The 22,299-nt window shown below is 32.9% G+C and carries 11 protein-coding genes; 4 read left to right on the top strand and 7 right to left on the bottom strand.

The genetic code is table 11. The features are described 5' to 3' along the window. Positions 1-11: 11 nt before the first annotated feature. The 5 genes from QE431_RS02120 to QE431_RS02100 all read right to left on the bottom strand — a co-directional run bounded on the left by QE431_RS02120 (position 12) and on the right by QE431_RS02100 (position 10,028). A complete protein-coding gene (locus QE431_RS02120) occupies positions 12-3,134 on the bottom strand; it encodes a TonB-dependent receptor (RefSeq protein ID WP_134139270.1) in 3,123 nt (1,040 codons plus the stop codon). 1,129 nt (positions 3,135-4,263) lie between these two features. Beyond that, positions 4,264-5,052: a hypothetical protein gene (locus QE431_RS02115; protein WP_307292125.1), complete on the bottom strand. Its 789-nt coding sequence runs from the start codon at positions 5,050-5,052 to the stop codon at positions 4,264-4,266. Positions 5,053-5,079: 27 nt separating this feature from the next. Beyond that, complete coding sequence (locus QE431_RS02110; RefSeq protein ID WP_057117680.1) at positions 5,080-6,786, bottom strand: RagB/SusD family nutrient uptake outer membrane protein; 1,707 nt, start codon at positions 6,784-6,786, stop codon at positions 5,080-5,082. Between the two features lie 16 nt (positions 6,787-6,802). After that, positions 6,803-7,216 carry a hypothetical protein gene (locus tag QE431_RS02105; protein ID WP_307292123.1) on the bottom strand — a complete coding sequence of 138 codons (414 nt, stop codon included), beginning with the start codon at positions 7,214-7,216 and terminating at the stop codon, positions 6,803-6,805. Between the two features lie 79 nt (positions 7,217-7,295). Next, positions 7,296-10,028: a SusC/RagA family TonB-linked outer membrane protein gene (locus QE431_RS02100; protein WP_307292121.1), complete on the bottom strand. Its 2,733-nt coding sequence runs from the start codon at positions 10,026-10,028 to the stop codon at positions 7,296-7,298. Positions 10,029-10,372: 344 nt separating this feature from the next. Between QE431_RS02100 and QE431_RS02095 the strand changes: the two genes are divergently transcribed. Beyond that, the gene (locus QE431_RS02095; RefSeq protein WP_307292119.1) at positions 10,373-13,252 is read left to right on the top strand and encodes a triple tyrosine motif-containing protein; all 2,880 of its coding nucleotides are present in this window, start codon (positions 10,373-10,375) and stop codon (positions 13,250-13,252) included. 33 nt (positions 13,253-13,285) lie between these two features. On the opposite strand, the gene murF is transcribed toward QE431_RS02095, so the two are convergent. Together murF and gldJ are read right to left on the bottom strand one after the other, a co-directional pair. Beyond that, positions 13,286-14,572, bottom strand: a complete 1,287-nt coding sequence (murF, locus tag QE431_RS02090) for a UDP-N-acetylmuramoyl-tripeptide--D-alanyl-D-alanine ligase (RefSeq protein WP_307292117.1) — start codon at positions 14,570-14,572, stop codon at positions 13,286-13,288. Positions 14,573-14,689: 117 nt separating this feature from the next. After that, positions 14,690-16,375 (bottom strand): gliding motility lipoprotein GldJ, encoded by a 1,686-nt coding sequence (gene gldJ, locus QE431_RS02085; RefSeq protein ID WP_057117531.1) that lies wholly within the window; start codon positions 16,373-16,375, stop codon positions 14,690-14,692. Between the two features lie 213 nt (positions 16,376-16,588). On the opposite strand from gldJ, the gene porU reads away from it, so the two are divergent. From porU to cdd, 3 genes are all read left to right on the top strand, one after another. Beyond that, a complete protein-coding gene (porU, locus tag QE431_RS02080; RefSeq protein WP_307292115.1) occupies positions 16,589-20,425 on the top strand; it encodes a type IX secretion system sortase PorU in 3,837 nt (1,278 codons plus the stop codon). 40 nt (positions 20,426-20,465) lie between these two features. Then, positions 20,466-21,671 (top strand): type IX secretion system outer membrane channel protein PorV, encoded by a 1,206-nt coding sequence (gene porV, locus QE431_RS02075; RefSeq protein WP_057117533.1) that lies wholly within the window; start codon positions 20,466-20,468, stop codon positions 21,669-21,671. Between the two features lie 79 nt (positions 21,672-21,750). Beyond that, entirely contained in the window at positions 21,751-22,233 is a 483-nt protein-coding gene (gene cdd / locus QE431_RS02070) for a cytidine deaminase (RefSeq protein WP_281867324.1), read from the top strand. The last annotated feature ends 66 nt before the right edge of the window (positions 22,234-22,299 follow it).

The raw sequence follows: 22,299 nt of genomic DNA, 5'->3' as shown, positions 1-22,299 counted from the left end.
GATTCTTAATTTTAAAATTGTAAATTAACACCTAACATTACAGTTCTTGCTTGTGGATAATATCCTTTATCAATACCAAAAACTCCTCCACCAATCTCTGGATCATATCCTGAGTATTTTGTAAATGTTAATAAATTTTCTCCAGTCAAATAAAGTCTTGTTTTTGAAAGACCTGCCTTTGCAACTACATCACTTGGTAGATTATAACCAATTTGAACTGTTTTAACTCTCCAGTAATCTCCGTTTTCTAAATAGAAATCTGATGGGTTTGAGAAGTTTTTATTGTTATCAACCGTTGATAAAATTGGATATGTATTAGTTGATCCTTCGCCTGTCCAACGACCTAAAGCAGAAGCTGGGTAGTTAGCATCGGTGATATCTAGACGACGAAGTCCTTGGAAAATTTTGTTTCCAATTGCTCCTTGAGTAAAGATTAACAAATCAAAGTTTTTATAATCCAAATTAACTGTGAAACCGTATGTGTATTTTGGAAGTGGGCTTCCAAGGAAAGTTTTATCATCATCTGAAATTTTTCCATCACCATTAAGATCCTGCCATCTAAAATCTCCTGGTCTTGCACCTGGTTGAATTAAACCGCCTGTAGCATTTGTGTAAGCATTAATTTCTGCTTGATTTTGAAAAATTCCTTGGGTTTTATATCCGTAAAAAGAGTTGTAAGATTGTCCTACTTGTGTTCTTGTTACAGCACCCATATTTTGGAAAGAGGCATCTCCAGAAATGAACTGGATATCTTTTCCTAAATTAGTTACTTCATTCTCTAAATAAGAAATATTTCCACTTAAACTTAAACCAACTTTACCAATTTTTTTACGGTAAGAAAGTTCTAAGTCAACCCCCTTGTTCTCCATGTCAGCAATGTTTGCAGACGGTCTACCAGTACTACCAACGTGACCAGGTAAGTCAATATCTTGTAAAATACCTGTAGATTTTTTAACATAAAAATCTGTTGTTAATGATAAGTCATTGAAGAAAGTGATATCAAAAGCAACGTTTGCCTGACTAGTTTCTTCCCATTTCAAATCTGGATTCGCAGGTGCATTTGGACTATTACCAACAACTACTGAACCTTGATCTCCTATAGTATAATTTCTTCCTGAACCAATAGTTGCTAAGTATTTGAAATCTCCAATAGCATCACTACCTGTAATACCATATCCTCCTCTAAACTTTAACTGAGTTACTACCTTATTTTGTGGCCAGAAATTTTCTTTAGTTGGCACCCATCCTAATGAGAATGAAGGGAAAGTTCCATATTTGTAATTTTGACCAAAACGAGAAGAACCATCACGACGTACAATACCTGTAAATAGGTATTTTTCCTTGTAATCATAATTCGCTCTTGCAAATAATGAAGTTACTTTATGCTCATAACCATTGTAAGCTGAAGCAGTAATATTGTCTTGTGGATGATCGTTCGGGAAAGTTGCATCATCAAAATTAGTGTACGGAATATTAAAATAAGTCACCGTAGATCCAGATGTAATATTATCGACATAAGCACCTTGTCCTACTAAAACTGAAAAGTTATGATCTTCGATTTGTTTTGCATACGAAATAGTATTTTCAATATTCCATCCAAAACCTCTGTTTGAATTTCTGCTTAAATTATTTTTCGCATTAATTGTAGATGAGTTAAAGTAATATACTGGAGTAAAACTTTCTGAACCCCAATATGCTAATTTACCTCCTAAGGTACTTCTAATTTTTAAGCCTTTAATAGCTTCTAATTCTAAGTAAGCATTTCCAACAAAATTATCAGACCATCCATAATTACCCAATTTTGTTTGGATATATGCCAAAGGGTTACTCATCTCTTGAGTTACTACTTGAGAAATTCCATAAGGATTTCCGTTTGGATCTCTTAAAACATAATTTTGATTGTACGGATATCCAGCTGCAACAGTTGGATCTGTAACAATGGCAGGAGTAGTTGGATCTAAATTGATTGCAGAACTTAATGGTCCACCATATTCATTATTTGTGTTTCCTATTCCAACATTTTTTTCATGTGAATAACCTAAAGTTTGCCCAAAAGTTAATCCTTTTACAATTTTGTGTGTTGAGTTTAAACGGATGTTTTTTCTATTGTAGTTAGAAATTGGAGTAGCTACAATACCTTCTTGATCTAATAAACCAAAAGAAACGTAGAAAGTAGAAACATCATTTCCTCCTGATAAACTTAATTCATGACCAGTTCTTTGGGCATTATCATTAAAAATTTGTTTTTGCCAATCAGTTCCTGCTCCGTAAGAAGAAACGTTTTTATATGGAAGATCATAAGGTTTACTAGTATCTGTATACCCATTAGCATATCTTTCATTCATTATAGTCGCATACTCAGTAGCATTCAATAAATCCAGTTTTCTTGCAGCAGCAGAAAATCCAGTGTAACCATTATAATTTACACTCATTTTACCAGATTTACCTTTTTTAGTTGTGATAAGGATAACACCCGCTGCTGCTCTAGCACCATAAATAGCTTGAGATGCCGCATCTTTAAGAACCTCCATAGAAGCAATATCAGATTGATTCAAATAACCAATACCGCCCGAATCAACAATTACACCATCAACAACCCATAAAGGCTCATTATTTCCAAAAGAAGTAATACCCCTTACTCGTATTGTAGAAGAAGATCCTGGTTGTCCTGCGTTTGCTGCAATGGTAACCCCAGAAACTCTACCTTGAAGAGATTGTTCAACTCTTGTAATTGGTAAATCTTCCAAATCTGATGCTTTTACACTAGAAATTGCACCAGTTACAACAGATTTCTTTTGAGTACCATATCCTACAACAACAACTTCATTTAAAGATTGTGATTCTGGTTTTAATTGAATTGAAATTTTAGTTCTTCCATTTACAGCTTCAGTTACTGTAGTATAACCTATAAATGTAATTGTTAAAGTTCCGTTTGAAGGTACTTGCATTTGAAACTTTCCATCAAAGTCAGATGCAGTAGATTTGGTTGTACCTTTTAATAAAATTGTTGCACCTGGAACAGGCATACCACTTTCATCATTTATTATTCCACTTACTGTGACATCTTGAGCCACAGCTATAACCGAGAATAATAAAGATGAAATACAAAAAACAAGTAATTTTGTTAATTTCATTTTTCTAAAAATTTTGGTTAATTAATTAGTAATTTGATGCAATACTAAAACTTAATTTTCACTTTTCACATTTAAAAATCATTACAAAAACACATCAAATTAAAGATTTTAATATTATAAAAACACATCAAAAAAATCATAAACATTTGATTTATAAATATTTAAAAAAACAAAAAATAGTACTAAATAAAAGTTAATATTATCAATAAACACTACATATAGTTAAAATGACCAAAACTTACTAAAAAGTACCATAAACTACAACGAGATAGTACTGTTAATATCACCATAACTTATTATTTTCTAAATATTTACAATAACTTAACAAACAAAATTTGAGAAGAGTAGCAAACCGAGAATATGATATTTTTACAATACTTTTTTTACATTATTAGCAATGATTTTTTAAATAGGTAAATTCTTATTTTTATATATTTTATAGGAAATAAGTTTTAAAAATGATGGGATTATGGAAGTAAGTAGATAATTTTGACTGTAAAATTCACTTTAAGGAGTTATACTATTTTGAGCTTTTTTAAAAAGTGAATTAAATTCAAGTTGATTTGATCTAACTCAAATTGATCTATAAATGCTATAAAAACATTGATTTTATGAAGAAATATAATAATTGGCCATTGGTTTGCTTTGACCATTTAAAGTACGTTATAGCTAACAAAAACAGGCATAGAATGGATGTTGCTCTAATATTAGAAGTTTAACTGGTCTAGCTATCGATATTCGACAGATATTACATTCTTATTTAGAAAAAAAAGTCTTAAACGTTTGTTTTAAGACTTTACATGAAGATAGAATCGTTTTAGTTAATTAGTAAATTACAAAGTATTCAATCGATAAATGATACTAAAATCGGCCTATTATTGAAGTAGTTCTCTTTGAATACTTTAAAATTTAATTAGCACCAAAATTTAATTAGCACCCGAAATTTGAAGTAAAAAAAATAGCCCATAATCGAAATTATGGGCTACCCAGGCAATAAACTTAACTTAAACTAACCATAGTTTAAATCTTCTAAATATTTCATTTTAAAGAATGAAATATAAATGTTTGAAAAATCGAAAAAGGAATTTTTTAATCTTCATTTTTCGAAAATAACTAACATGAAATATTATTATTGAGGTTTGAAAACAAATGTCCAACCTGTTCCATATGTTTCACTATTATTTAAGTAAAGAATCATTTTATCTTGTTCAAGACTTACGATAGTGTAAACACCATCAGCATTTCCTGCAGCCGAACCTAACATTTTCGAATTTATGATAGTTAACTGCTTATTTTTGATATCCAATTTAAAGCTTCCTTTTGTTGGTGCAGCACTTGTTGTTTCATAATGGTTGTAATTTGCTGCTCCATTTAAATCAAAATGCATTTTCCCAAGCGCATCGCTTGGAGCACAACAATCTCCAGCATTCCACCACGCGGTCATAGCGCTTTCGGCACTTCCGTTTGGAGACATAAACCACCAGAATCTTCCAGAACCTTGCGTACCATCAAAAACCCAAGTTTTACCAGCAGCCGTATTAGTTCCTACTAAATCATACCAGTCTTGGTCTAAAGGGGTATCTAACTGATTAATTTGAACATCAATTGTTTTAGTAAAAAATTCAGCGCCTAGAGTTCCAACAAAGGTAAATGTTGCTTTTCCCGGGATAGGATAAACAAACGTCACTTCATTTGTTAGTGCTTTATCTAAACCGTAATCCCAATATCCAGTCACGCCTGGAGTTGTCATATTAAGGGTGATCTTATTCCCTCCTGGCGTGCTTTGAGTAGCTACTAATTCAACTCCAGCAACGTCAGTAGAATTCGTTAAATGCTGTTCATCTACTATTGGATCACATGCTGAAAAAGTCAACGTAAAAAGAGCCAAAAGAAGATATAATATTTTATTGATTTTCATATTTATCTATATTAATATTGTTAAATTTTACCACCCTGGATTTTGTGAATAAACTCCATTTGATAGTCTAAGTTCTGTTTCAGGCATAGAAACCAAACCCTTAGTCTCTGGTCTATATTTTACGCTGTAAACTGCTGAAGTACCTGAATTTCTAACTGGAATTGTGCTATTATATGCGTTATCAACATCTCCCCAACGAATTAAATCAAACCAGTGTAATCCTTCAAACGCAAATTCATGCAAACGCTCTGCTTTAATATTTTCAAGCGAATACCCAACTGGATCAAGCTTTGCTCTTGCTCTAACTGCATTTAAACCTGCAGCAGTTTTAGTAATTTCTGAATGCATCAATAATACATCTGCGTAACGCATGAAGATAAAATCTTGTGCATGCATTAATTGCATATCAGTATTTGACCAGTTGTACAATTGAACAAACATTCCGACAGTAGTTCCACCTGCATTAGGATATTGTAACGAAATATATTTTTTATTGAAATATCCTGTCTCATGGTCTCCTTTATCTTGCGCATAAGCAGCCGTTCCTTGATCGGCCTTACCTACTTCAAGTATAGAACCTCTTTTTCTTGTATCACGTTCCTCCCAGTTACTATATAAACTTGGATTTACTGTACACCAGCCCCATCCTTCTCCAAATGGCACCAATGAATTACCGCGTAATGCAGAGAACAGACATAATCTATTAGTATAAATATTACCATTTGTCCAGCTCCAATCTCCAAAAGAGAATCTTTGAACGAACATTGTCTCATAATTTCCGGTTCCAAACGTCGGGCTGATACCATCTTGTCCTACCCAAGATAAACCTTCAGTTGCAGCCCATGGCAAAACATTATTTCCAGAAGCTTTATTAACATAAGAGTAAGGCCAAAGGTTTCTAAAATCTGGAACAAGAGCATGACCACTATTAGTCATACAGTCAGTTAAATAACTTGCTACTTGTGTTGCATTTAAAGAACCTCCTTCTGCTAAAGGTAATTCTTCAGTGGCTTGTTTCTCCATATTTGTCATATAGCCTGTGTAAAATAAAAATACACGTCCTAAATAAGCTTCTGCAACCCATTTATTAGCATGACCATATCTTGATGTTGGAATACTTGTAAAAGGAGTTGCCGGCATCGTTTCGATTGCCTTTTTTAGATCTGAAGCAATCTGTGCAAATGTTTCAGTGTAAGTATTTCTTGGGCCGTCTTTTTTTCCATCAATAGTTATGATTAATGGAACTCCTCCAAAAAACTTAGCCAATCTAAAGTAGAAGAACGCTCTCATAAAATAAGCCTCGCCAATTGCTTGTTGCTTAAATTGATCAGCTTCAGCAGCAGTATTGAAATAAGTACTAAAATCTGCAAGAGGAGTTTTCTCTATAATTGCATTTGTTCTAGCAATACCTCTGTAAGATTGAACCCACATATCTAAATATGTATCATCTACAGGATCTTCAAAATTATCAACCCATTTGGCTGTTTTATCATCAGGACCTCCTCCTCCTAACATCATATTATCCATAAGATTGGCTGCAATCTGCTCTTCGCTATGCACGTTATTTGTATAAATAGCGTTGTAAACTCCAGCAGTTGCTTCTTCAATATCTTGAGGTGTCTTGTAAAAATTCTCTAAACTCTTTTCTGTTAAATTATCAGTATCAAGATAATCATCACAGCTTGCTACAATAAATACAGCCGAAATCGCTACTAAATATTTTATTTTTTTCATTGTAATTGTATTTATATTAAAAATCAGCACTTAAACCAAACATCACCGTTCTAGCTTGTGGATACAAACCTAAATCAATTCCTGAAGCCCATGGAGCATTTGTATTATCTCCTGACCAACGAACTTCTGGATCCATACCATCATATTTAGTAAATGTATATAGGTTATTTACTGCAACATAAAATTTAAGATTTGAGATAAACTTAAAATCTTTAAATACTTCGTTGAAATTATAACCTAACGTTAAGTTATTTATTCTCAAATAATCTGCATTTTGCATATAAATATCTGACACATAATTGCTATTTCTATTTGAAGTAGCACTTAATCTAGGCATTTTAGTAGATGTACCTTCTCCATGCCAGCGATCAAAAACATCAGAAGTATAATTTTGAGCAGGACTATCTGCAAAAGATCTATATGACTGCATAACTTGCATACCAAATTTACCAGCCATAGTAGTGTTCAAGTAAACATTTTTGTATTCAAAAATTAACTGAATCCCTAATTCAAAATCTGGATTTTGGATTTCCTAAATAAACTTTATCACTTTCGTCAATAATACCATCATTGTTCTGGTCTACAAAACGAACATCTCCAGGACGTTGATCGCTAAAATATGGCTGCCCGTCTGGACCAACATACTCATTAACTTCTTGTTGATTCTGTAAAATTCCTGCTGTTTTAAAACCGTAGAAATAACCTAATGGGAAACCTACCTGACCTCTTGAGATTTCTCCTGTTCCTTGTGATAATACGTTAGAAGGTCCGTGCAATATTCCGTCAGCATTTGCAATTCTTGTAACTTTATTTTTATTGAATGCTCCACTTACAGTAGCTCCGTATTTAAAGCCCCCAATTTTATCACTCCAATTTACAGAAAACTCAAAACCTTTATTTTCAATATCTCCACCATTAAAATAAGGTGGTGCAGCTCCATCCGTTCCTCTTCCTGCTGCTAGAACTAACCAGTCTTTAGTAGTTTTGTTGTACCAATCTAAAGTCACGTTTAATCTAGAATCAAATAAACTTGCATCAAGACCGAAATCTAATTGCTCCGATGTTTCCCAAGTTAAATCTGGATTGGTAACTCTAGCTGGATAAGCTGTGGTTCCAGAAACTGGTTTTGTATCTCCAAAAAAGTATCCAGGAAAAACGTAAGCAATATTTGAAGAATAATAAAAGTTAGGAATATCTTGGTTACCATTTTGTCCCCAGCTTCCTCTTACTTTTAATGAATTAAGCCATTTAGAAGAACTTTCCATAAAATCTTCTTTTGTAATTACCCAACCTGCAGAAACAGAAGGGAAATATCCCCATCTTTTTCCTTCTGCGAAGTTAGAAGAACCATCAGCACGTATTGTAGCTGAAAGAAGGTATTTTTCTTTATAATCATATTGTGCTCTAGCAAAATAAGACATAATACCACCTCCACCAGCTGAAGTATCCATTCCGTTAGTTCCAATATCATTAATTGTTTTTGGAGCTGTATTGTTTAAATATGCGTATCGCGGATCTTCACCAAATGTCAAATTATTCCTTGAACCACTAACATTATTGTTCACCAAATATTGAATCAACTCAGTTCCTGCAACGGCAGAAATATTATGGTTTCCAAATTGTTTTTTATAAGAAACAGTATTTGTCCAAGTTGAGTTAGCCCCAATGTAAGAATACTGAGATGCACCATTGATATAATCTTGATAGAGTACACCCAAATTATATGTTGGATTCATAGATCTTCCATATCCAAACCAAGAATCAATACCATAAACCGTTCTAAATTTCAAATCTTTAATTGGTTCAATTTCTAAGAAAGCATTTCCTGTAATTCTATTATCTTTTGGATAATTATAATTACTTCTGTAAAACATTACTGCTAAAGGATTTGTTTGTCCCGTAGAAATGCCATCTAAAGTTGGTGTAAATCCAAATTTATCGATATTTCTATCAATAGAAGTCTGCCAATAAGCTGGCTGTAATGGGTTTGCAGTTAATGCATTATGCAAATCATTCCCATAAATATTACCATTAGAAACTCCTCTATTTTGAGAATTAGTGTAAGTAACATTTTCTCCTACAGTAATGATGCTATGACTATCATTCTTTTTCAATACCATTTGAGTATTTAATCTAGTTGTAAGTCTTTTAAAACCTGCATCAACTAAATCTCCACCAATAATACCATCTTGTTGAAAATAAGAAACTCCGAAAGCATAAGTTATATCTTCACTGCCTCCAGTAATGTTAAGAGAATGATTCATGATCGGAGCATCTTTTTTACTCATTTCATTAATCCAGTTTGTCCCTGTCCATCCATTTTGTAATTTCTCCCATATCTCATTTCCTAATTGAGTACCAGCGCCAGGAAATTGAGTATTTAACCATGAATTATTAGTCAAAAGTTTTTGCCAATCTTGACGAGGCAATCCATCGTTTACTCTTCCTTCATCAATAATGTACATATACTCTTGCGCATTCAAAGGATCTAAATTTTTATAGATATTTTGAATACCGAAGTAACTGTCATAACTAATTCTTGCAGCTCTTCCTTTTTTACCTTTTACTGTCGTAACTAATACAACTCCATTAGCTGCTCTAGATCCATAAATAGCAGCAGAAGCCGCATCTTTTAATATGTCAATAGATTCAATATCTGAAGGGCTCAAATAATCGATATTACCAACAGAAATACCATCAACGATATACAATGGATTAGAGTTTCCATTCGTACCCAATCCACGGATAGTTACCTTAGTACCAGCCCCAGGCGAACCATTTGTTCTTGTAATACTAATACCAGGAGCAATACCTTGAAGCGCCTCCATAGCAGATCCTGTATTTAGTTCCTTAATCGTTTCTCCTTTAAGATTTGTAGAAGCACCGGTAATGAGGCCTTTTTTCTGAGTACCATAACCTACTACGACAACTTCATTTAAATTTTGAGATGTTGCAGTAAGAATCGCATTAATCTTTGTCCTTCCATTAATAGTCTCATTTAGTGTCTGAAATCCAACGAAACTAATAACTAAGACCCCATTTGAAGGAGCACTAATCTGAAATTTTCCATCAAAGTCAGATGCAGTAGCTTTATTCGTTCCTTTTACTAAAACCGTCGCTCCTGGGACGGGTAATCCACTTTCATCATTTATGGTTCCATTTACCGTCACATCCTGAGCAAATGCGACAGCCGAAAACAGCAAAGACGAAACACAAAAAATAAGTAATTTTGTCAATTTCATTTTTCTAAAAATTTTGGTTAATTAATTAGTAATTTAATGCAATTATAATGTTAAATTTTAATAAACTTGAATTAAAATTCTTTACAAAAACACTTCAAACTAAATAATGTTACACTACAAAAACACAACATTTTTTTTTTAATATATTAATTTACTGTGTTTTAGCTTTAACAAAAAATTGTTATAAAAATGTTAATTAAAAAAAACGTATATTACATTAGTTTAACAACAACTATAACGTTATAAATTAAAAATAATTTAAAAAAGTAGAGTCATTGAGATTGAAAAATAAACAATCAAATGACATTATAAAGCATTTCTAATAAAAATACATTTAAAATTTTATGAAATTCATAGTTAGACCTTTTGTACTTACATTACTATTTTTCATACAAAACATAAGTTTTTCTCAGGTAAAAAATATTGGAATTCCAGATATTAAAAATTATAAAAGATCAGAATACAAAGGAGGAACTCAAAACTGGAGTATAGACCAGGATAAAAACGGAAATATCTATTTTGCAAACAACAGTGGTTTGATCCAATTTGATGGATCTAACTGGCATAAATATTCATTACCTAATAAATCTGAAATACGAAGCTTAAAAATTGATCCTTCAGGAAGAATTTTTGTTGGAGGAAACAATGAATTTGGTTATTTTAAAATTGATGAAAAAGGAATATTAAAATATCATTCCCTCTACAATCTATTAAGTCCTATTGATAAAGAAAACATTAATCTGATTTGGAGAATTCATCTCTTTAGAGGAGAGGTTATATTTCAATCTTTTTCAAAAGTATTTTTCTTGAAAAACGAAAAAATAACCACTTTAAGCGCACCTCACAAATTCCAGTTTTCATTTTTAGTAAACAATCGTCTTTATTTCCAAGACAAAACATTGGGAATGCTCGAATACAAAAACAGGAGACTGACAGCAGTAGAAGGCACAACTCTTTTTAATGATAAAGAGATTTGGTCTCTTTTTCCTTTACCAAATAATCGATTATTATATGCAACTTTAGAAAAAGGGCTTTTTGTTTCAGAAAATGGTACAATAAAACCTTGGGCAACAGAAGCAAATGATTTCATCAAGAAAAATACTTCTCTTGGCGGATCTATAATTAAAAACAAATTTATAGTGCTAAATTCTGTATTAGACGGCGCCATTATTTGTGATTTAAACGGAAAGATACTTCAGCATTTAAATAGACAAAAAGGCATTCAAAACAATACCATCTTAGCATCATTTATAGATAATAAAAACAACATCTGGCTTGGTCTTGACAATGGTATTACATTTATTAATGAGAATTCTCCTTTTTCTTATTTTGATTACAGTTATAATATAGGAACAGTTTATGCCTCAACAACATTTGAAGATAATTTATATGTTGCCACCAATCAAGGTTTATTTTATCATCCGTGGGGGAAATCGTTTAAGGACAGCCCATTTACAAGAGTCGAAGGAACAATTTCTCAAGTTTGGAATATTCAAGTTTTAAACAATGTCCTTATCTGCGCCAGTAACAGCGGCGCATTGGTAATTGAAAAGAACAGAGTATCAAAAATATTAGATAATAAAGGATATTTTGGATTCAAAAAAATTCCAAACCATGAAAATTATATTATTGGAGAAAGCTATAGCGGATTTTCTGTTTTCAAAAAATCTGCAACAGGTTATGATTATTTACATCAAGTAAAAGGATTTGATGAAACTACAAATAACTTTTCTGTAGAAATAGATGAAAACTATTTATGGCTTAAGAAAAACCCTTTCCTCTACCAAGTAAAATTATCAGACGACTTGAAGAGGTTTGATTTTATGAAAAAACATACTAATATTTCTGAAAATCATAAAGGAATCAACAGCCTGCAAAATATTAATGGTAAAGTTTATTTTCAAGTCCGCAATCATTTTTACAGATATTCAGTTGAGCAGGAGGCTTTTTTTGAAGATAAGAAGATTAGTAATTTATTTAAAGGAATTCCAACTATTAATACATTGATTGAAGATCCTTCAGGAAATTTATGGTATGCATTTAATGAATCTCTAGGAGTCTTGGTTAAAAACCACAATGGAACGTACGCTAAAAAACAAGCTATATTTTCAAACTTGACAGGAAATTTAGTGAACAATTACGTATCTGTAAATGCTATTGATCCTCAAAATATTTTTATAGGCTTAACGGATCGTTTAGCCCATTACAATTCTACCATTTCAAATGCATTCATGACAAAACCGAAAGCATTCATTGAAAGTTTTTCTTTTCCTGGCGATACTATTTTGACAGGTAATCTAACAAACCAGGCAGAATCGTACAGTATACCATATAAATCCAATCGAGTAAAATTTACTTTTGCATCGCCAATATACGAAAATCAAGAAAATGTAATGTATTCTTACAGGTTGGAGCCTTTTGAAGAAAACTGGAGAGGATGGTCGTCTACCGCCATAAAAGAATATACCAATTTGAGAGAAGGAAATTATGTAATGAAATTAAAAGCCAGAAACAGCTACGGCATAGAGTCTAATATTGCTGAAGTTGAATTTACTGTTTCTCCGCCATGGTACAGACATTTCCTTGCTTATCTATTTTATCTAATTCTCATTTTACTGGGTGCTTACTTAATATCTATCAGAATTAAACTAAAGATCAGAAAAAATAGATACTACGAAACAATTGAACAACGAAGATTATATCTTGAAAGAGAATCTAAAATAAGACATGAGCAACATGATTTGGAGAAAGAAATTGAAAAATTAAAAAATGATAAACTTCAAATTAAAATCTTAGCAAAAGATAAAGAACTAGTAAACAACTCATTACAAGTCGTAAAAAAGAACAAAGTATTAAATGGAATTATTCATAAACTTAAAGACATTGATACCAGCATATTAGACGACAATACTAAATCTGAGTTTAGCAAATTACACAAAAGTATTGTAAAAGAAGTTAATACAGATAAAAGCTGGAAAGACTTAGAAAAACACATTAAAAACGTTCATTTTGAGTTCTTAAAGCGCCTTAAAGGCCAATACCCTACTATTTCGCCAAGAGAATTAGATTTGTCGACTTATTTACTAATGAATATGTCAACCAAAGAAATAGCCGAAATTATGAACATTTCAACCGGGGGAGTTGAATTAGCTCGTTATCGTCTGAGAAAAAAATTAGGATTAAATAAAAAAGAAAACCTAATTGGTTTTTTAATGAGTATTTAAAAAGAAAGCCATCCGAATTGGATGGCTTCTTTTTTATGAAATATATTCTAAAGTCCGTTCTAACGCCATTCCTCTGGAACCTTTAATTAAAATGGTATTTGAATCAAACTTAAATGATTTTATAAAAGCCGCAAAAGCATCAAATGTTTCAAAAAACTGTATGTTTTCTTTTGAAACTTGATTAGCATAAAACGATTTTCCTATTAAAAAACATAATGCTTGATCTTGATCCGCTAAAGAATCAACTATAACTTTATGCTCATACAAACTCTCATCCCCGAGTTCAAACATGTCTCCAAGAATCATCATTTTATTATTTTTATCTAATTGAAGAAAGTTAGCAATCGCAACTGCCATACTGCTTGGATTTGCATTGTAAGCATCTAAAATGATTTCATTTTTGCCTCTCTCCATCATTTGAGATCTGTTATTCGCTGGAACATAATTCTCAATTGCACTCTTTATATCGCTCTCATTTACTTCAAAATATTTCCCAATAGCTACAGCTGCATTGATGTTATTTGCGTTATAAAGCCCTATTAAATGCGATTCTACTGCGAAATTATTATAGCTTATGGCTACAAATGGATTTGCTGTTATTTCTTGAATATTTAGATCTGCATTTCCTTTTTTGACACCAAATGTAAATGCTTTAATACCTTTTGATTTCTCTATCTGAATAGGATCTTCAAGATTGACAAAAACAGTCTTTTGATTTGCTGCGAGATATTGATACATTTCGCTTTTACCAGCAATTACTCCTTCAACCCCACCAAAACCTTCTAAATGGGCTTTCCCAAAATTTGTGATATAACCAAAATCTGGCTGCGCAATTTGGCACAAAAATTCAATTTCTTTTTGGTGGTTAGCCCCCATTTCGACAATTCCGATCTCTGTTTCTTTTGTAAATGAAAGCAAAGTTAATGGCACTCCAATATGATTGTTTAAGTTCCCTATTGTAGCTTTTGTTTTGAACTTTTTGGATAACACAACATTAATCAATTCTTTTGTTGTCGTTTTTCCATTACTGCCGGTTAATGCAACAATTGGAAGCCCTAGATGAGTACGATGAAACTTCGCTAATTCTTGAAGTGTTTCTAAACTATTCTTAACCAAAATAGTTCTATCATCAATAAAGTAAGATTCATTATCAATTACTACAAATAAAGCTCCTAAATCTAAAGCTTCTTTAGCAAATGTATTAGCATCAAAATTCTCTCCTTTAATGGCAAAAAATATTGAATTCTTTTCAATCTTTCTTGTATCTATAGAAAGAGAACTGCATTGTAAAAACAGGTTATGAATGTCTTGAATATTCATTTATAAATTTTTTAATAGGTCATAAAAGTAGAAAAAAAACAATAAAAAAATTCCAAATTCCAGACTGAATATTCAGCTTTTGGAATTTGGAATTTTTTATACTTGAATTTCTAAATCTTAGTTTCTAGGAGATTTTCTCTTTTCAGATTTTGAACCAACTCTAGACATTGCACATCTAAATCCAATATAATCAGTTGCCATATCTTGAGGGAAATATCTTCTTTGAGCTGGATCTAACCAATAAGCTCTATCTCTCCAAGAACCTCCTTTGTAAACTCTTACTTTATCATCGATTAAAGTAGTACGTTTACTAGAGTTATCATATTTTCTAATCATCTTACCTAAACTGTCTGTTGTTACATTATGTTTAGGAGAATTGTACATTGCTTGATCAGCTTTAGCGCCAGACTCTGAATCTCCAAAGTCAAAATATCTAGAAGATTGTTTATCACCATCTCTGTAATTGATATTATTACTTGTACTGAAATTCGTTCTTAAATATGTTTCTTGTTCGTCAACTGGAACTTGAGCAATTTCTCCTGGAAGATTTCTTGCTATAACTTTACCGTTGCTTAAAGTATCATATTTAATGTTAGAAGTTGAAACGATTTCAACTTTACCGTCTTTACCAATTTTGTTTTTAGCATATTGATTTCCTCTATAGTAGTTAAAATCATTTGCTTCATTATCAATAATAGGTCTGTAAACATCGGCAACCCATTCTGCAACGTTTCCAGCCATATCATAAAGACCGAAATCGTTTGGAGCATAGCTTTTCACAGCATTTGTAATATCTGCTCCGTCATCTGACCAACCTGCAATTCCACCGTAGTCACCGTTTCCTTGTTTAAAGTTAGCCAATTGATCACCTCTGTTTTTACGTTTGCTAGAACGTGTGTAATCTCCAGACCATGGATATTTCTTTTGACCTTTGTAGATATTGTATTCTCTTTGTCCAACATCAGCTGCAGCAGCATATTCCCATTCTGCTTCAGTAGGAAGTCTGTATTCTGGCAAAATGATTCCAGAAGAACGTTGAGCGTAAACATTTTTCTCTTCAGGAACTACACCGTCTTTACCAGCTTTAGGTCTTTTCCCTCCAGGATTTTTCTTTAACACAATCTCTTCGCTACCACCACGTGATGTACTTGGAGACATTAAGTAACCTTCAGTGTTAAATGCATTATCAGCACTAACTTCATTCGTTTTAGCACCTTTTTTAAGATACCCGTTTTTCTCTAAAACAGCTTCGTTTACACGGTCTGTTCTCCATTTACTAAATTCAACTGCTTGAATCCAGTTAACACCAACTACAGGATAGTTAGCATAAGATGGGTGTCTTAAATAGTTGTTTGTCATCGTTTCGTTATATCCTAAACGATTTCTCCAAACAAGAGTATCTGGCGATGCTCCTTCGTAAATATTTTTGTAATTTTCTTCCGTTGGCGGGAAAACTTTCTTTAACCATTCTAGGTATTCTAAGTACATACCATTCGTAACTTCGGTTTCGTCCATGTAGAATGACTGAACGTGTTGTTGAGTTGGTGTGTTATTCCAATCATGCATAACATCATCCTGTACTTTACCCATAGTAAACGTACCTCCTTCAACAAAAACCAAACCAGGACCAGCCTGTTGTTTTTTCCCTGCATTTCTAGCAGCAGTTCCATTCTGACTATCTACATCCCAGCCAGTTGCTCTAGAAGCGTGAGAGGAACTAGATTTTTTGCTACAACTAGCCATGCCCAACATCAATACCATTGACATCATTAATTGCAAGGCTACAATTTTGTTTACTTTCATACTCATTCTTAGGTGATAAATTTAGGTGCTGCAATATAATAATTAACATTTAATTAGCAACATCTGTTCTAATAATTTTATTTAGCTGTTTTTTTACCAGAAAATAACCTTTAGTTACGAACGCAAAAATATACTTTTTATTATTACTGTAACATGAAATACTATATTTTTACTTAATAATTATTTTTTAATTAAATTTCGCTTTTCAAACCAATGAAACAAGTAATATTCATCTTTATTTTTTTGATTCCAATTCTCTCATTTTCTCAGTTAAATGGGGACGTCACGATCAATTGGCAGAACAAAAAGGAGATCAATTACGGCGAAAATAAAATTATTATTCCAACCTTTACCGGAAGCAGTTTTCGCTTCGATATTACAAAAAAAAGCATAACGTTCCTCCAAAATCTCAACCAATCCAACGTCTCAAACGGCAGCTCGATACAAATTAACAATATTATTTACGAGTCGGTTTCAAGAGCAGAATTAGGAGATTTAACAACTGCAAACATACCTGAAAAACCGACCGAATCTTTATTAATTACAAATTCGCGTGATCTAAAACAATCTTTTCTTTCATTGTATCCAATAATAAAGGATGGAAGTGGTTTTAAACGTATTAGGTCATTTTCTTACACTATAAACAATTCAACAGCAAGAACAAACAATTCTTCATCCTTTCAAAAAACTGCTGCAATTTCAAATTCTGTTTTAGCATCTGGAGATTGGTATCGGTTTTATGTTCAAAAATCTGGTGTATATAAAATAAGCAAGTCCTTTTTACAAAGCTTAGGATTTGATCCTTCGAGAGTTGATCCGAGAAGAATAAAAATTTACGGAAACGGTGGCAAAATGCTTCCTCTGGCCAACAACATCTATTATCCAGATGATTTAACTGAAAATGCAATTCAGATTATTGGTGAAGATGACGGCACTTTCAACAATGAAGATTATATTCTTTTTTATGCCGAAGGAGTTGAAAACTGGAACTCTGAAAGTCAAACCAACCTAAATTTGTACGACACTAAGTCTTATTACTATGTAACTGCGTCTGGGACTGAAGGAAAGAGAATTCCTAATTTAAATCAGCCAACGGCGAACACCACTTTAGAACTGAACACGTTTGATGACTATCAATTTCATGAAATCGACCAAACTAACATTGTTCATTTGGGCCGTCAATGGCTTGGAGAATCTTTTGATATTAATCAGGAACAGGAATTTTCATTCAGTTTTCCAAATCTCGACACTTCTACACCAATAAAAATTGAAGTAAATGCTGCTTCAGCGGCTTTTACCCCTACTTCATTTATTGTTTCTGCCAACGGACAAAATGTTGGGACTATAAATTTTTCGTCACTAATAACAAATTCTGACACTAAATACTACACTGGAAAATTACCCACAAACACAACTTTTACAGGAACCGATAATATAAAAATAAAACTTACCTATAATAATAATGGAGTTCCAGGGTCAAAAGGCTACTTAGATTACATCAATTTGACAGCAAAACGAAAACTTTTAGGAACTGGAAAGCAATTTTTGTTTCAATACAACAATGCGGGATCTATAAGCGGAGTTGTTAATTACACGATTGGAAATGCGGCGGGAATAAGTCAGATTTGGGATATTACAGACCTATATAATGTATCAAAAATTGAAAATGCAAATCAATCAACTTTTAGCTTTAAAGCCAATTTAGGAGAAGTTAGAAAATATGTAACAGTTGATGCTGCGGATTATTACACTCCTTTAAAAGACAACCAATCAAAAATCGCAAATCAAAACTTAAAAGGCACAATTTTTAGAAATAGCCAAAATGCTTTTCAGGACATCGATTATGTAATTGTATCTCCAAAATCTTTGATGTCTCAAGCAGAAAGACTGGCTAGTTTTCATCGCATCAATTCGAGCTTAAATGTAAAAGTTATTTCACTAGACAATATTTATCAGGAGTTCTCTTCCGGAAAACAAGATATTGCAGCTATTCGAAATTGTGTTAAATATATTTACGAGAATGCTTCTTCTTCGGAAAAAAGAATAAAGTATTTAAATCTATTTGGTGATGCTTCGTATGATTACAAGGACCGAATTTCTAACAACACCAATATTGTACCTATATATCAATCGTTAATAAGCAATACGGTTGGAGAAGCTGGATTTGCTTCTGATGATTTTTTTGGCTTTATGGATGCCGATGAAGGAATTATAGCTTACCCTTTTGGAGGAATTGATATTGCAGTGGGAAGAATGCTTGTTTCAGACAATTCGCAAGCACAGGAAATGGTCAACAAAGTTTTAGAATATCATGATGCAAAATCGTACGGAAACTGGAGAAACAATTTTGTTTTAATAAGCGATGATTCTGATAAATCTGGAGACGAAACATTACAGTCCCGCCAAAACGGATTGGCCGATGTGATAGCCACAGAAAAACCTTTTTTTAATATCGAAAAAATACTTTTAGATTCTTACACACAAGAAGCTTCTGCCGGTGGAGCGCGATATCCTAAAGCAAGAACCGATTTTTTTAATGCTTTTGAAAAAGGTGCGTTAGTTTTTAATTATTTGGGACATGGCGGCGAAGACGGATTAGCAAGTGAACGAATTTGGGAAAAATCAGATGGGCAGAATTTAAACAATCAATACAAATATCCTTTATTTGTTACAATTACCTGTGAATTTTCAAGATTTGACGATCCAACAAGACCTACAGCTGGAGAATATGTATTTTGGAACCCAAAAGGAGGTGCAATTTCTATGCTGACAACAATTCGTGAAATCGGCCAGCCAAATGCAGAAGATTTCAATGACATATTAAGCAAAAACCTTCTTTCGTACGGCTCAAATCAATACAATAGCATTGCAGAATCTTTAAGAATTTCAAAAAACGAAAGACCAAGTTCTGCCAGTAATGTTGTTGTATATATAGGCGATCCTGCTTTGATGTTAGCAATTCCAAAACCTAGAATTAATTTAACAAAAGTAAATGATATTGTGATTTCTCAAGCTATACCTGATTTAAAATCACTGTCAAAAATCAAAATATCAGGAGAAATTACAGATGAAAACAATACTCTTTTAAGCAATTATAATGGAGAATTAGCTACCGCCATTTTCGATAAAATGATTACAAATTCGACTTTAAACAATGATGGTTTCAGCCCTCCAATACAATTTAAAACCTTAGGAGAAACGATTTTTAGAGGAAATGCATCTGTCACAAATGGACAATTTGAATTTAGTTTTGTTGTTCCGAGAGACATTAGAATTCCTGTTGATAATGGTCGAATTAGTTTTTATTCTAAAAAAAATGAGGCTCTAGAAAACCAAACGGGCTACAATAATAGCATTAAAATTGGAGGAATTAACGAAAATGCACCTCAGGACAATATAAGTCCAAAAGTTAAGTTATATATGAACGACGAAACTTTTGTGTCTGGAGGCATTACAAATGAGTCTCCTTTCCTTTTAGCCTTTTTAGAAGACGAAAACGGAATTAATACAGCAAGTGGAATCGGGCATGATATTGTAGCAATTTTAGATGGAGATGTAAGCAATCCTTATATTTTGAATGATTATTATCAAACAAAATTAGACGATTACACAAACGGGAACTTACGCTTCCCTTTTAGAAATTTAGCCCCAGGATTACACACCATAAGATTCACTGCTTGGGATGTTTATAATAATCCTGTTACCAGCGAAATTCAATTTACAGTTGTTGGAGATGAATCATTGACATTATCACACGTTCTTAATTACCCAAACCCTTTTTCAACTTATACACAATTCTGGTTTTCGCATAACAGACCATACGAACCGCTGGAAGTACAGGTTCAAGTTATGACTATTACAGGAAAAGTGGTTTGGACTAAAAATCAAACGATAACAACAGAAGGATTTTTATCAAGAGAAATAACATGGGACGGAAAGGATGATTTTGGAGACAGAATCGGAAAAGGAGTATATATTTACAAACTCACGGTAAAATCAAATTTAACAAATAAAAAAGCAGAAAAATACGAAAAGCTTGTCATCCTATAATATTATATATATTTGCATCACCAAAACATTAGTCCCATAAATGAAAAAAATATCACTTTTATTAATTTGTTTTTTTATTTTCTGCAGTTCAAAGGCCCAGGAATCAAGACCTATAGTAACTGGAGTACCTTTTCTATTAGTAGCCGCAGATGCTAGAGCAGCCGGTTTAGCCGACCAAGGTGTCGCTACTTCGTCCGACGTTTTCTCACAACAATGGAATCCCGCTAAATACGCATTTGCAGAAGATGCTCAGGGTCTTTCTATTAGTTACACACCGTATTTGACGGATCTTGCCAACGACATTTCATTAGGTCAATTGACTTACTACAACAAAATCAACGAAAAAAGTGCTTTTGCTGCAAGTTTTCGTTATTTTGGTTTTGGAGGAATTGAACTAAGATACACTGGAGATCCTAACGAAGCTGTACGAGAAGTAAATCCAAACGAATTTGCCTTAGACGGATCTTATTCACTAAAATTAAGTGAAAAATTCTCGATGGCAGTTGCAGGACGTTTCATAAACTCTAACCTAAAAGTCGCTTCAGAAGAAGTTGATGCAACATCTGCCAGTTCTTTTGCTGTCGATGTAGCCGCTTTTTATCAATCAGAAGAAATTGCTTACCAGGATTTCAACGGAAGATGGAGAGCCGGAATTAACTTTCAGAATCTAGGTCCAAAAATAAGTTATGACAATGATGATGTAAGTTCAAACTTTCTGCCAGCTAATTTAAGATTAGGTGGAGGATTTGATTTTATTTTTGATGACTACAACAAACTTACTTTAAGCGCCGAACTTACCAAACTTTTAGTTCCGACTCCTCCAGGGATAGGAACTGCCGTAGACGCAAATGGAGATGGAGATTTTGATGATCCAGAAGACATCACACAACAAGAAGCTACAGATGCTGGATATAGAGACTATAATGATATTGGATGGTTTCAAGGAGTATTCAAATCATTTGGTGATGCTCCAGGCGGATTTAAAGAAGAAGTAAAAGAAGTTACCTATAGCGTAGCTGCAGAATATATGTACCAAGATTCATTTGCAATGCGTTTAGGATACTATCACGAAAGTCCAGAAAAAGGAGCTAAACAATTTTTCTCTTTAGGAGCAGGATTTAAATACAACATTATGAAAATTGATGTATCTTATCTATTCTCGGCTTCGAAAATAAAAAATCCATTAGAAAACACACTCCGTTTCTCTTTAACGTTTAACTTTGGTGACAAATACGAAACTTATTAAAGAGCTGCATTAAAATAAAAATAACTCAATCCAAATTCCGGCATTTTAGGAATTTGGATTTTTTTTCCCTTAAAAACAGATGAAAGAGATCAATATAACAACTTCATTTACAATATTTGATAGTTTAAAAGAACTTCCAGAAGAAATTCAATATTTAATGAATCAAGCAGTCGAAATTAGAAAGAAGGCTTACGCGCCCTATTCAAACTTTAGAGTTGGAGCCGCTTTACTTTTAGATAACGGCAAAATTGTTTTAGGTTCCAACCAAGAAAACGCCGCTTATCCCTCTGGACTTTGCGCAGAAAGAGTTGCAATTTTTCATGCAGGAAGCATTTATCCTGAAGCCAAAATAACAAAAATGGCTATTACAGCAGCTTCAGACACAAACCAGACCACTGCTCCTATTCCACCTTGCGGCTCATGCCGACAATCAATTGCTGAATACGAAATAAAACAAGACACCCCAATTGAAATCTATTTTATGGGCGAAATTGGCGAAGTTTATAAATCTTCATCACTAAAAAATTTACTCCCTTTAATGTTCGACAAAAAGTTCTTGTAAAAAAAAGCCAAAAAGTAGCTATTTAATTTTAGTTCTTAAATGTAATGTCTTATTTTTGCATCCCGA

Source organism: Flavobacterium sp. SORGH_AS_0622 (assembly GCF_030818825.1).
In the GTDB taxonomy this organism is placed as follows: domain Bacteria; phylum Bacteroidota; class Bacteroidia; order Flavobacteriales; family Flavobacteriaceae; genus Flavobacterium.
Note: the sequence above shows the minus strand (reverse complement) of the source record. Positions and strands in the feature narration are given on the sequence as shown.

What these genes read in the sequence shown, in the direction of transcription:
- QE431_RS02110 (WP_057117680.1), bottom strand. Translation starts at nt 6,786, where the DNA reads ATGAAAAAAATAAAATATTTAGTAGCGATTTCGGCTGTATTTATTGTA.
- gldJ (WP_057117531.1), bottom strand. Translation starts at nt 16,375, where the DNA reads ATGAAAGTAAACAAAATTGTAGCCTTGCAATTAATGATGTCAATGGTA.
- cdd (WP_281867324.1), top strand. Translation starts at nt 21,751, where the DNA reads ATGAAAGAGATCAATATAACAACTTCATTTACAATATTTGATAGTTTA.
- porV (WP_057117533.1), top strand. Translation starts at nt 20,466, where the DNA reads ATGAAAAAAATATCACTTTTATTAATTTGTTTTTTTATTTTCTGCAGT.
- murF (WP_307292117.1), bottom strand. Translation starts at nt 14,572, where the DNA reads ATGAATATTCAAGACATTCATAACCTGTTTTTACAATGCAGTTCTCTT.
- QE431_RS02120 (WP_134139270.1), bottom strand. Translation starts at nt 3,134, where the DNA reads ATGAAATTAACAAAATTACTTGTTTTTTGTATTTCATCTTTATTATTC.
- QE431_RS02100 (WP_307292121.1), bottom strand. Translation starts at nt 10,028, where the DNA reads ATGAAATTGACAAAATTACTTATTTTTTGTGTTTCGTCTTTGCTGTTT.
- QE431_RS02115 (WP_307292125.1), bottom strand. Translation starts at nt 5,052, where the DNA reads ATGAAAATCAATAAAATATTATATCTTCTTTTGGCTCTTTTTACGTTG.
- QE431_RS02105 (WP_307292123.1), bottom strand. Translation starts at nt 7,216, where the DNA reads ATGCAGTCATATAGATCTTTTGCAGATAGTCCTGCTCAAAATTATACT.
- porU (WP_307292115.1), top strand. Translation starts at nt 16,589, where the DNA reads ATGAAACAAGTAATATTCATCTTTATTTTTTTGATTCCAATTCTCTCA.
- QE431_RS02095 (WP_307292119.1), top strand. Translation starts at nt 10,373, where the DNA reads ATGAAATTCATAGTTAGACCTTTTGTACTTACATTACTATTTTTCATA.